Here is a 12343-nt window from a genome sequence, read left to right on the forward strand (position 1 = left end):
TCGAAATATTATAATCACGATTTTACTAATTCTTTCTCAAGTTCCTCCAGACTCTTGCCTTTGGTTTCGGGGCAGTTACGCAGCAGGTAGATAAAGGCACACACGCAGATGCCGCTATAAATCCAGAACGTACCGCTACTACCTAAGGCCGCATTCATGGATGGGAACGAGAAGGTAAGCGTGCAACAGCCCACCCAAAGGGCAAAAGTACACGTAGCCATGGCGATGCCACGCACACGGTGTGGAAATATCTCGGCCAGCAGCGTCCACGTAACAGGGCCTAACGTCATGGCATACACAGAGATAGCTGCCACTACCAGGGCCACCATCAGCATGCCGGTCATACCCATAAAGTAGCAGGTGCCAAGCGTAAGGTAAATCAGTCCCAGTCCGCCGGCACCAATCAGGATGAGCGTGCGGCGGCCCCACTTCTCGATGGTATAGAGTGCCACAAACGTAAACACCACATTGGCGATACCTGTAATCACAATATTGATAAACATACCATCCACATCGAAGCCTGCACCCACAAAAATCTCCTGAGCGTAGTTAAAAATCACGTTGGTACCGCACCACTGCTGGAATACGGCTATAACCAAACCCAACAGCAAAACCTTGCGGTATTTTTTAGAGGTGAGAAGTGAGAGGTGAGAGGTGAGAGAATACTTTTGTGGCTGAGGGTAATCTCTTGCCTCTAACCTCTTACCTCTAACCTCTGACAAATACACAGGACTTTCAGGAATGAAAAAACTCATCAGCAGGAACAATGCTGCAGGAGCTGTTTCGGCCCAGAACATCCAGCGCCAGCCCCACTCCACATTCCACGCCTGACTCTCGGCTACAGCCGTATCGCGCGCCAAAAGCATATTTACAATTTGCGCACCAAGTATGCCAAGCACAATGGTCATCTGGTTCAGACTCACCATGCGACCGCGAATCTCAGCCGGACTCACCTCGGCTATATACATTGGTGCCAAGGCCGAAGCCACACCAATGCCGATACCACCCACAAAACGGGCTATATTAAATAAGGTGAAATCATTGAACAAGCCCGTTGCAACAGCTGATACCGTAAACAGTACTGCCGATGTCATCAACAGCGGTTTGCGACCGTACTTATCGGCAGCAGCACCAGCCACCATCGCACCTACCAGACAACCAATCAAGGCCGTAGTCATAGCTACACCTTGCATTAAAGGCGAATGGCTAATGGCAAAATACAACTCATAAAACGGTTTGGCACCGCCTATCACCACCCAGTCGTAACCAAAAAGCAGTCCGCCCATGGCCGACACGGCGCAGATAAAATACAGAAAACCTTTGCTATAGCTTTGCATATCTTTAAAAGTTTTTAGTTTTGTGGTGCAAAGGTACAATGTTTTTTTAATCAGAGATATGGAGAAAATATGGCAAGTATATGGACTATTTTACACAATAAGTAATTGTGATTTGTTCATTTTGTATGGAATTATTATACTTTTTGTGACAAATAATTGGAATTCTTCTTTCTTTTATTATCTTTGCAGAATGATAATGATGTTACTAATTTTTTTTAGCAAATCAATGATGAATACGAAGATTGTTGTGCTTGATGGTTTCACTGCCGTAGGAAAACCTGCCGAGGAAAGTAATGACGCTTGGCAAGAGCTGATGTCGATGGGCGATTTGACGGTTTATGACCGCACGAACAAGGAACAGACGGTGGATAGAGCAGCCGAGGCAGACATATTGCTAACTAACAAGGTCGTAATAGGCAGAAGGGAAATGGAGCAGTTGCCGCGTCTGAAATATATAGGTGTGCTTGCCACGGGATATAACGTGGTGGATATAAAGGCTGCTCGTGAGCATGGCATTGTTGTGACAAACGTTCCAGCATACAGTACAGAGAGTGTGGCGCAGATGGTGTTTGCTCATCTGCTTACTGTTACAAACCGTACAGAGCATTATGCTAAGCAGAATAGGGGAGGACGATGGAGCGCCAGCCAGGATTTCTGCTACTGGGACACAAACCTAATGGAACTGGCAGGCAAAACCTTTGGCATCGTGGGGCTGGGAAACATTGGCATGCGTGTGGCGCAGATAGCCCTTGCCTTCGGCATGAAGGTTAAGGCGCTGACAAGCAAGAAAAACAGCGAGTTGCCTGTAGGCGTAGAGAGTGTGGATGTCCATGAGCTGTTCGAAACATCCGATGTGCTGTCGTTGCACTGTCCCCTGACAGACAAGACTCGACACATGGTTAACGCAGAGACACTCGCGCTGATGAAGCCTACTGCAATAGTGATAAACACCGGTCGAGGACCGTTGGTTGACGATGACGCCGTGGCTGAGGCTTTATCGGAGAGCAGAATTGCCGCCTATTGTGCCGATGTGCTCACTGAGGAGCCGCCAAAGGCTAATAATCAGTTGCTAAGTCAGCAGAACGCTTTCATCACACCTCATGTGGCATGGGCAACAGTGGAGGCTCGTGCACGACTGCTGAGCATTGCCATGGATAATGTGAGTGCTTTCATAAGTGGCGACCCGAAAAACGTCGTTTCGTAGGCTTTTGGTATTTATTATAGGTGTTTTTGTTTTTTTTTGTAAAAAATAATTGTTCGTTTTTTCTAAAAGGACTATCTTTGCACACGATTTTTATCGATAAAAGAAAAATGAAAAAACAATGGATAGCATTAATAGTGGCAATTGTCGCTATATTTGTAGCTTTAGTAGCATGGCTGTTCTATAATCTGGAAGAACAGAAGATTGTAAATAAGGAGATGGCCGAGCTTGCCGAACTTGACAAGCAGGAAATGGAGAACGAATATGAGCGCTTCACGCTTCAGTATAGCGAGATGATGACTCAGATTAACAATGACTCACTCGTGGCACAGCTTACTCAGGAACAGATGCGCACACAACAGCTGCTTGAGGAGCTGAAAAACGTTAAAGCAACAAACGCAAGGGAGATTACCCGACTGAAGAAAGAACTGGCAACGGTACGTGAGGTGCTTCGTTCATATATACGTCAGGTGGACTCTCTGAATCAGGTGAACGAGACTCTGCGTAACGAGAACTCACAGATACGTAATGAGTTGGCTGCCAGCAACCGTGAGATTGAAGGACTTGCCACAGAGAAGGCTAGCCTGAGCGAGAAGGTCGCCATTGCCGCACAGCTTGACGCGACAGGCATTACAATGACTCCGCTGAACAAACGCAACAAGGCAGCGAAGAAGATGAAGGACTGCAAGCAGATACAGGTGAGCTTCACTATAGCAAAAAATGTTACTGCCTCTAATGGCAACCGCACTCTTTATGTGAGAATACAGACGCCTAATGGTGACGTGCTCAACGGCGGAGTGTTTGACTATGAGAACCGCCAGATAGAATATTCTATGAAGAAGACAATAGAATATGGTGGTGAGGAGACTACTGTAACAACATACTGGAATGTTAACGAGTTCCTCGGTGCAGGCGAATATCGCGTTAGCATCTTTGCCGATGGTAATATGATTGGCTCAAGGACATTCACTTTTAAATAAAAAAGAAGACGAAGATTTATAATAATATAATCTAATGAGAAAGTATTTAAGTGTTTTGCTCGTGGCATTAGCACTGCCTTCCAGCGCCCAGCAGGTGCTGACGCTTGACAGCTGTCGTGCCATGGCTCTGCGCAACAACAAGCAGATGGATGTGTCACGTCTGAAACAGGATGTGGCGAAAAACGTCCGCAAGTCTATGCGCACTAAATATCTGCCTCACATCTCAGCACTTGGAACATATCAGTACACAAGTGAAGAGGTGTCCATTCTGAACAACGACCAGAAAACATCGCTGCAGAACCTGGGCACTGGCGTAGTAGGCGGAGTGAAGAGTGGTATAAGCGGAAGCTTGACTTCAGGACTCTCGCAGGCAAACTCGTTGTTGGCATCGCTCGGCATACCTGCTGCTGCCATCGCCAAGTTGAATACCGACTTCATGGCGACAATGAACAAGGATATGGGTACGGCAGAGAGTTATCTGAATGCTGAAGGACAGAAGATTGTTGATGCCTTCCGCACCGACACACGTCATGTGTGGGCTGGCTCGATAATGGCCTTGCAGCCAATATTCATGGGCGGTAGCATCATTGCCATGAATAAGATGGCTACGATTGCTGAGCGTATGACGGAGAACACCGCAAGCGCACAGCGACAGTCCGTAATCTATTCTGTAGATGTGGCTTATTGGCAGGTTGTTTCGCTGAAGCACAAGAAGAAATTGGCAGAGAGCTTCCTCGACGTAGTGAAAAAACTGGACAGCGATGTGCAGAAGATGATAGCCGAGGGAGTGGCAACACGTAGCGACGGACTGAGTGTAAGCGTGAAGGTCAACGAGGCTGAGATGGCTGTGCAGAAGGTTAATGACGGACTGGTGCTGTCGAAGATGCTTCTCTGTCAGATGACAGGAATGCCAATGGATGGCAACATCATTCTTGCTGACGAGGACGCTGAGGATCTGACAATCCTTACGTCAACACCAACACTCACCGTTGAGCAGGCTATGGAGAACCGTCCGGAGCTGAAACTGCTTGACAATGCAGTAGATATGGCACGTCAGAGCACAAATCTCATGAAGGCAGGATACATGCCACAGGTGCTACTGATGGGTGGATATGCTGTGAGCAACCCTAACGTGCTGAACGGCTTTGAGAAGAAGTGGGGCGGTTTCTGGAACGTGGGCGTACTGATGCGTGTGCCTCTTTGGAACTGGGGCGACACTTACTATAAGGTACGCGCAACAAAAAGCGCTGCTGCAATAGCAAGATTGGAGCTGGCTGAGGTTCAGGAGAAGGTGGAACTTCAGGTGAACCAAGTAAAGTTCAAGGCAGAAGAGGCAAATAAACGACTGGTCATGGCGCTGACAAGCGTGGAAAAGGCTAACGAGAATCTACGCTCAGTAAACCTTGCTTTCCGCGAAGGCGTGGCAACACCAACACTGGTGATGGAAGCTCAGACAGCATGGCTGCAGGCACAGTCACAGAAAATTGATGCACAGATTGACGTACGTCTCACTCAGATTGACCTTAAGAAGGTTGGAGGTACGCTCGATGTGGAATAGTTGGAATTGAGATTTGAAAATTGACTACCGCTTAAAGTGAATAATTAAAAAACAAACATATAATATTATGTCAGCAACAACTCAACATAAAAACATTCTGTATGCAATACTCGGTTTTGCATGCGTTGTGATATTAGTAGCTCTAATAGGCTTCTTTGCCTTGGGACGTGACCCTGAAATGATACAGGGTCAAGTGGAAGTGTCGGAGTATCGTGTGTCAAGTAAGGTGCCGGGACGTATCTTGGAGATTAGAGTTCAGGAGGGCGATTTTGTGAAGGCTGGTGATACTCTCGCCATCATTGATGCACCTGAGGTGCGTGCCAAAATGCAGCAGGCAGAGGGTGCACAGGCTGGAGCTGCTGCTATGGAGCAGATGGCTCGCAACGGCGCACGACAGGAACAGGTGCAGGGCGCATTCCAACTCCTGGAGAAGGCAAAGGCGGGTCTAGAAATTGCAGAAAAGTCATACAACCGTGTACAGCGTCTTTATGACGAAGGTGTGATGAGTGCTCAGAAACGTGACGAGGCTTATGCAAACTATAAGGCTATGCAGGCAACGGTAAAGGCTGCACAGAGCCAGTACGATATGGCTGTCAATGGCGCCCGTCAGGAAGAGAAGATGGCTGCACAGGGTCAGCTCGAGCGTGCCAAGGGCGCAGTGCAGGAGGTGACAAGCTACATTGGCGAGACGGTACAGGTGGCTCAGATGGACGGCGAGGTGAGCAGCATCTATCCTAAGGTGGGTGAGCTCGTTGGTACCGGCAGTCCTATAATGACCATTTCAATGATGAACGATGTGTGGGGCGCATTCAATGTTCGTGAGGATCAGCTTGCAGGAATGCAGGTTGGCACAGAGTTCAATGCGTATGTTCCTGCTTTTGACAAGGAAATGAAGATGAAGGTCTTCTATATGAAAGACCAAGGCTCATATGCTGTGTGGAAGGCTACAAAAGCCAACGGACAGTATGACCTGAAGACTTTTGAAGTGAAGGCTCGTCCTGTTGAGACTATCGAGGGTCTTCGTCCAGGCATGTCGCTCATTATAAAATAAACTGAGAAGCTCATAAATAAAGGTCGTGAAGAGATTTTTTGACATAGTGTTGCGTGAGCTGCTGATTCTTCGAGGGAATCACATCTATCTCTTCTGTATGTTTGTCTTTCCAATACTGGTGATAGTATTTTTCACCTCTATGATGGACGACGGACTGCCCACGAGTATGCCCGTAGGTGTGGTTGATTCGGACAATACCTCCACAACTCGAGCACTGACACGCCGTCTTGATGCTTTCCAGATGTCACATGTCGTGGCTCGCTATCCTAGCGTCATGGATGCACGAAAGGCTATTCAGAGGAACGAGATTTATGCATTCCTCTATATACCGAAAGGAACGACAGACAACCTGTTGTCAAGCAGACAGCCGAAGATTTCGTTCTATTACTCCATGACATCGCTTGCTTCAGGTGCTCTACTGATGAAAGACCTGAAGACAATATCAACACTTGGATCTGCCGCCGTGGGCCAGGCAACACTGCAAGCAAAAGGTGCTACTGATCTGCAGATACAGACACTGCTACAGCCTATAAAGGTGGATCTGCACCAGATAGCAAATCCATGGACGAGCTATAATGTCTATCTGTCAACTGTTTTCGTCCCAGGTCTGATAATGCTGTTCATATTCCTTATCTCAGCCTACTCGCTGGGTACGGAACTGAAGTTTGATACAGGTAAAGAGTGGTTGGAGATGGCTAATGGCAACATCCTTGTAGCTATATTAGGCAAGTTCCTGCCTCATACACTTATCTTCCTTGCCATAGTCTATGGCTATGAATGGTATGTGTTCATGCATCTTGGCTTCCCACACAATGGAAGTGCATGGATGTTGGCGCTGATTGGACTGATGCAGGTATTAGCGTCTCAGGGCTTCGGCATTTTTGCTTTCGGACTGATGCCTTCACTGCGTATGTCGATGAGTGTCTGTTCGCTATGGGCGGTGCTAAGCTTCTCAATGGCAGGTAACGCTTTCCCAGTGATGGGTATGGATGGTCCACTTCAGTCGTTGTCGTGGCTGTTCCCTCTGCGTCACTATTATATGATGTATCAGATAACCGTGTTCAACGGATTCCCGCTGATTGAGGCATGGTTCCACTTTGCTGCACTGGTGGCATTCATGCTGCTGCCATGGTTCGTGGTGAAGAAAATAAAGAATGCAATGCTTACCTATGTCTATATTCCATAACATATACGAGGTGATACAAGATGCCTGTTATGTCTGGCGACAGGAGATGAGACAGGTTCTTAAGGATGAAGGTGTTATAATTTTCTTCCTTTTGGTTCCATTGGTTTATCCGCTGCTCTATTCGTGGATATACAATAATGAGACTATTCATGAAGTTCCCGTGGTTGTAGTGGATAACTGCCACACGTCGCTCTCACGAAAATTCATACGTATGTGTGATGCTTCGCCCGATGTGCGTGTGGCATATTATGCTCAGGACATGGAGGAGGCAAAGTCGTTAGTCAGCCGACAGTTGGTCAAGGGTATCTACTACATACCAAGTGACTTCGACCTTAATGTCAATCGCATGGAGCAGGCCACCGTGGAGGTGTATTGCGACATGAGTTTAATGCTAACATATAAGGACATTTTCCAGACGGCTCAGTTCGTGACTATGCAGATGGGTGCGGAACTGAAGACGAAACTTGCGGGTAAATATACTTCCAACGAAGAAGCTATAGCAGCCAAGCCTCTCGACTTTGCCGAGGTAGCTATTTTCAACCCATCGGGTGGTTACGGCTCATTCGTGCTTCCTGCAGTGCTGGTATTGATTCTGCAGCAGACACTGGTGCTTGGTATAGGTCTATCGGCAGGTACAGCGCGAGAGGAAAATCGCTACGGCATGCTTATACCTATTGATAGACGTTATCATACTGTATCGCGTGTCATCCTTGGTAAGTTTATGTGCTATTTCATGATTTTCGCTGTCATGGGAGCATGGCTTGTTGCAGGAGTGCCACGGCTATTCCATTTCCCACAGCTGGCATCATGGCAGAACTTGGTTGTCATCATGCTGCCTTATCTGCTTGCATGCATATTCTTTGGCATGTCTGTATCATGTATCGTGAAATATCGCGAGAACGTGATGCTTATCATGGTGTTCGTCTCAGTGCCATTGCTGTTCCTCACTGGTGTGAGCTGGCCACAGTCTAATATCCCAGGGGCATGGCAAGGAGTAAGCTGGCTGTTCCCCTCGACATTTGGTGTTAGGGCTTATGTCCGTTTGAATTCAATGGGCGCATCGCTTAGTGACGTCATTAGCGAGTATCGTATACTGTGGATACAGGCAGGAGCATACTTCCTTTTTGCTTGCGCTGTTTATCGCTTCCAGCTTCATAAGGCGCATCAGGAGGTACGCAAGCGTCTTTCAGAGAAGAAAGAAAACTAACATAATAATATGTACGATAATAAAAGAAGCCTGTCACACAATCGCGACAGGCTTCTTTTATGGCGCTTAGATATGAACTAAGAGTTCGTGTTTACACCAACTATCTGGGTCTTTGGCAGTTCTTTGTTGCGGCGGTTAACAACAGTGACGACAGCCTGGGCAAGATTGATGAATGCCTGACCTGTCATGGTGTCAACTTTTGTCGCAGCAGGCTCACCGCTGTCACCGCTCTCACAGATGCCTTGTACTAGAGGAATCTGTGCAAGAAGAGGTACGCTCATCTCCTCGGCGAGCTTCTTGCATCCCTCCTTACCGAAGATATAGTAACGGTTCTCTGGCAGTTCTGCAGGAGTGAACCATGCCATGTTCTCTATGAGACCGAGAATGGGTACATTGACCTTCTCGTTGCGATACATGTCGATACCCTTACGCGCATCGGCCAGTGCCACCTGCTGAGGTGTTGACACGATAACGGCTCCTGTGATGGCAAGCGTCTGGAGTAGGGTGAGGTGGATGTCGCTGGTACCGGGAGGAGTGTCAAGTATGAAATAGTCCAGCTCGCCCCAGTCAGCATCGGCAATGAGTTGCTTCAAGGCACTTGTGGCCATACCTCCTCGCCAAAGTGTTGCCGTGGAGGGAGAAACAAAAAATCCGATAGAAAGAAGTTTTACTCCGTATTTCTCTATAGGACAGATAAGGTCACGGCCATCGACCTTCACGGCGTAGGGACGTTCGTCTTCAACCTGGAACATCTTTGGCATTGACGGGCCGAAGATGTCACAATCGAGAAGTCCTACCTTATAGCCTAAGCGAGCCAGTGCTATGGCGAGGTTGGCTGAGACAGTGCTCTTACCCACGCCACCTTTGCCAGAACTGACTGCAATGATGTTCTTTACCTGTGGCAGGAGCTTGTCGAGCTCAGGACGTGGCTTTGACTTGAACTCAGTGACAATCTCAACTTCTATGTTTTCAGCCTCTTCTGATACTCCTTCTTCTGCAGCAATCTTCTTGCAGTGATACTTGATGGCTGCCTCAGCAGCTTTAACCGTGGATTTCAGAAAAGGGTCGGTGTCGCGTGGGAACTCCAGTACAACAGTTACCTTATTGCCATTGATGGCAGGTTGATCTGCCACCATTTCGCTTTCTACCAAGTTTTTCTTCGTGCCGGCATAGGTTACAGTTGCCAGCGCGTCCATGATAAGTTTTGGATATAGTGTCATGTGCGAAACTCCAGTGCTATTTACCTATGAATTTTGCAATAGTACTCAGACATTTCTCACTATTTACAGGCTTTGACAGAAAATCATCGCATCCAGCTTTGATGGCAAGCTGGCGGTCGCTGTCGAAAGCATTTGCCGTCAGGGCTATAATGGGAAGGTCGGGATGGGCTTCTTTTATTTTTGTAGTAGCTTCCAAACCATCCATGAGAGGCATCTTGATATCCATGAGAACTAAGTCGAAATTACCTGTGTTTGCCAATTCTACGGCTTCTACACCGTTCTGTGCACGCTGGAACTGATAGTCACGCTTCAAGATGTAAGTCATGAGAATGTAGTTGCTGTCGTTGTCTTCTGCTACAAGAATAGTTTTCATAAGTTTCCTTTCTTTAATCAGTTGTATTAGTTAATTTGTTACAAAAGTAATGCTTTTCTTCAGAAATCATTTGTTATTCTATTACTTTTTAACTAATTTTGCATGAGTAGATAATTATCAATTAACTAACTAATAATACTAACACATGAATTTAAAACTTATTTCATGCTCATTTGTATTCGTGACGGCTATGGCTGTTCAGGCTCAGCATGTCATGGATGTACAGACTAAGAAAGTAGGGGCAGAGGTGTCTCCGACAATGTATGGTCTGTTCTTTGAGGACATAAACTACGCCGCTGATGGTGGCCTTTATGCTGAGTTGGTGAAGAACCGTTCGTTTGAGTTTCCTAATCCCTTTACCGGATGGGACATTTCCGGTAAGGTGACACTGAAAAATGATGGTCCTTTCGAGAAGAATCCTCACTATGTGCGTATGGCTCCTTCGGGACACAGTGACAAGCATACCATGATTGAGAACCACGGATTCTTTGGCATGGGTATTAAGGCTGGTGAGGAGTATCGTTTCTCTGTATGGGCACGTGTACCTGATGGTGGCAAGTCAAAACTGTGGATTGACCTCGTTGACAATGCTACAATGCGCGATGACCAGAAGCTAGGAAATACTAGTGTTGAGGTTAGCGGTAAGGAGTGGAAGAAGTATACTGCTATTATTAAGCCGAACAGAACATTTGCAAAGGCTCATCTCCGTGTATGGGGTGATAGTAAGGTGACAACAGATGTTGAGCACGTGAGTCTCTTCCCGGTAAAGACTTTCAAGGGACGTGAGAATGGCATGCGCGAGGATCTTGCTCAGGCGTTGGCCGATGTGCATCCAGGTGTGTTCCGCTTCCCTGGCGGATGTATCGTTGAAGGTACTGATCTCGCTACACGTTATCAGTGGAAGAATACTGTAGGACCAGTAGAAAACCGTCCTCTTAACGAGAACCGTTGGCACTATACTTTCACTAATCGCTATTTTCCTGACTATTTCCAGACCTATGGCTTAGGATTCTTCGAGTTCTTCCAGCTCTGTGAAGATATAAAGGCAGAGCCTCTGCCAGTGCTTAGCGTAGGCTTGTCATGCCAGTTCCAGAACCGCAGGGAGAGCGACCATGTCGCAATGGATGCGTTGCAGCCATATATCGATGACTGTCTCGACCTAATAGAGTTCGCTAATGGTCCTGTTGACTCTAAGTGGGGTAAGCTGCGTGCAGACATGGGACATCCTGAGCCATTCAATATGAAGTATATTGGCATAGGTAACGAACAGTGGGATACTCCTTATTTCGAGCGTTTGAAGCCGTTCGTGACAGCTGTGCGTGCGAAGTATCCTAACATAAAGATTGTTGGTACTAGCGGTCCTGACTCAGAAGGTAAGATGTTTGAGAAAGGATGGGAGGCTATGAAGGCTCAGAAGGCAGACCTGGTTGACGAACACTTCTATCGTCCAGAGAACTTCTTCCTCGGTACTGCCGATGGTAAGAAGCGTTATGGCAACTGTGGCGCACTGCGCTATGATAGCTATGACCGTAAGGGACCGAAGGTGTTTGCTGGTGAGTATGCTTGCCACGGAGCAGGAAAGAAATGGAACCACTACGAGACTTCTCTCTACGAGGCTGCTTTCATGACAGGTATCGAGCGCAATGCCGACATCGTTGAGATGGCAACTTACGCACCACTGTTTGCACATGTTGAGGGATGGCAGTGGCGTCCTGATATGATATGGTACGACAATATGCGTATGTTCAAGTCTGTCTCATACTATGTTCAGCAGATGTATGCCATGTATAAGGGTACTAATGTGCTGAAGCTCACAACCAAGGATCCTGCCGATGCAAAGGGTAAGAAACAGATTCCTGTAGCTGGTCAGGACGGTATGGACGGCCTGTTCGCATCGTCAGTATTCGACAAGACCACAGGTGAGGTTATCATTAAAATCGTGAACACGTCTAAAAAGGCACAAGCCGTTTGCGTGAACCTCCTTGATATGAAGGGTGAGCGAACAGCCGAGACCATTACCCTCCAGCATAAAGGTTCTATGGATGATGAGAACACTCTTGACCAGCCTTTGAAGATCCGTCCTGTTGACGGAACTGTGCAGTGTGGCGTAACAGGAAAGAAACAGCAGACTGTACTTAATGACGTGGTTCCAGCCATGTCGTTCCGCCTCTATCGTATAAAGAAGTAATAATTCGCTTTTTTTCAATAGAATGCTCACCGCCACCGTTGT

At 47.2% G+C, this 12343-nt stretch carries 10 protein-coding genes; 7 read left to right on the plus strand and 3 right to left on the minus strand.

The window, feature by feature from the left end; genetic code table 11:
- Positions 1–14: 14 nt before the first annotated feature.
- On the minus strand, positions 15–1337 hold the full coding sequence (locus M1L52_RS08545) for a sugar porter family MFS transporter (protein ID WP_248614510.1): 1323 nt from the start codon (positions 1335–1337) through the stop codon (positions 15–17).
- A 226-nt stretch (positions 1338–1563) separates the two neighbouring features.
- Between M1L52_RS08545 and M1L52_RS08550 the strand changes: the two genes are divergently transcribed.
- The 6 genes from M1L52_RS08550 to M1L52_RS08575 all read left to right on the plus strand — a co-directional run bounded on the left by M1L52_RS08550 (position 1564) and on the right by M1L52_RS08575 (position 8520).
- On the plus strand, positions 1564–2541 hold the full coding sequence (locus M1L52_RS08550; RefSeq protein ID WP_248614511.1) for a D-2-hydroxyacid dehydrogenase: 978 nt from the start codon (positions 1564–1566) through the stop codon (positions 2539–2541).
- 107 nt (positions 2542–2648) lie between these two features.
- Positions 2649–3518, plus strand: coding sequence for a hypothetical protein (locus M1L52_RS08555; protein ID WP_248614512.1), 870 nt, complete (start codon positions 2649–2651; stop codon positions 3516–3518).
- 34 nt (positions 3519–3552) lie between these two features.
- On the plus strand, positions 3553–5076 hold the full coding sequence (locus M1L52_RS08560; RefSeq protein ID WP_248614513.1) for a TolC family protein: 1524 nt from the start codon (positions 3553–3555) through the stop codon (positions 5074–5076).
- A gap of 67 nt (positions 5077–5143) precedes the next feature.
- The gene (locus tag M1L52_RS08565; protein WP_248614514.1) at positions 5144–6127 is read left to right on the plus strand and encodes an HlyD family secretion protein; all 984 of its coding nucleotides are present in this window, start codon (positions 5144–5146) and stop codon (positions 6125–6127) included.
- 16 nt (positions 6128–6143) lie between these two features.
- The gene (locus M1L52_RS08570; RefSeq protein WP_248614599.1) at positions 6144–7313 is read left to right on the plus strand and encodes an ABC transporter permease; all 1170 of its coding nucleotides are present in this window, start codon (positions 6144–6146) and stop codon (positions 7311–7313) included.
- Between the two features lie 46 nt (positions 7314–7359).
- On the plus strand, positions 7360–8520 hold the full coding sequence (locus M1L52_RS08575; protein WP_248614515.1) for an ABC transporter permease: 1161 nt from the start codon (positions 7360–7362) through the stop codon (positions 8518–8520).
- 77 nt (positions 8521–8597) lie between these two features.
- Here the strand turns inward: M1L52_RS08575 and M1L52_RS08580 are convergent, their stop codons facing one another.
- Entirely contained in the window at positions 8598–9740 is a 1143-nt protein-coding gene (locus tag M1L52_RS08580; protein WP_248614516.1) for an Mrp/NBP35 family ATP-binding protein, read from the minus strand.
- Between the two features lie 16 nt (positions 9741–9756).
- Positions 9757–10113 (minus strand): response regulator, encoded by a 357-nt coding sequence (locus M1L52_RS08585; protein ID WP_248614517.1) that lies wholly within the window; start codon positions 10111–10113, stop codon positions 9757–9759.
- Positions 10114–10258: 145 nt separating this feature from the next.
- Between M1L52_RS08585 and M1L52_RS08590 the strand changes: the two genes are divergently transcribed.
- Positions 10259–12301, plus strand: coding sequence for an alpha-L-arabinofuranosidase C-terminal domain-containing protein (locus tag M1L52_RS08590; RefSeq protein ID WP_248614518.1), 2043 nt, complete (start codon positions 10259–10261; stop codon positions 12299–12301).
- Positions 12302–12343 lie beyond the last annotated feature (42 nt).

Source organism: Prevotella sp. E13-27 (assembly GCF_023217965.1).
In the GTDB taxonomy this organism is placed as follows: Bacteria; Bacteroidota; Bacteroidia; order Bacteroidales; family Bacteroidaceae; genus Prevotella.

Excerpts from the sequence above, each read along its gene's own strand:
- M1L52_RS08550 (WP_248614511.1), top strand. The coding sequence starts at position 1,564 with ATGATGAATACGAAGATTGTTGTGCTTGATGGTTTCACTGCCGTAGGA.
- M1L52_RS08545 (WP_248614510.1), bottom strand. The coding sequence starts at position 1,337 with ATGCAAAGCTATAGCAAAGGTTTTCTGTATTTTATCTGCGCCGTGTCG.
- M1L52_RS08575 (WP_248614515.1), top strand. The coding sequence starts at position 7,360 with ATGAGACAGGTTCTTAAGGATGAAGGTGTTATAATTTTCTTCCTTTTG.
- M1L52_RS08565 (WP_248614514.1), top strand. The coding sequence starts at position 5,144 with ATGTCAGCAACAACTCAACATAAAAACATTCTGTATGCAATACTCGGT.
- M1L52_RS08590 (WP_248614518.1), top strand. The coding sequence starts at position 10,259 with ATGAATTTAAAACTTATTTCATGCTCATTTGTATTCGTGACGGCTATG.
- M1L52_RS08580 (WP_248614516.1), bottom strand. The coding sequence starts at position 9,740 with ATGACACTATATCCAAAACTTATCATGGACGCGCTGGCAACTGTAACC.
- M1L52_RS08585 (WP_248614517.1), bottom strand. The coding sequence starts at position 10,113 with ATGAAAACTATTCTTGTAGCAGAAGACAACGACAGCAACTACATTCTC.
- M1L52_RS08555 (WP_248614512.1), top strand. The coding sequence starts at position 2,649 with ATGAAAAAACAATGGATAGCATTAATAGTGGCAATTGTCGCTATATTT.
- M1L52_RS08560 (WP_248614513.1), top strand. The coding sequence starts at position 3,553 with ATGAGAAAGTATTTAAGTGTTTTGCTCGTGGCATTAGCACTGCCTTCC.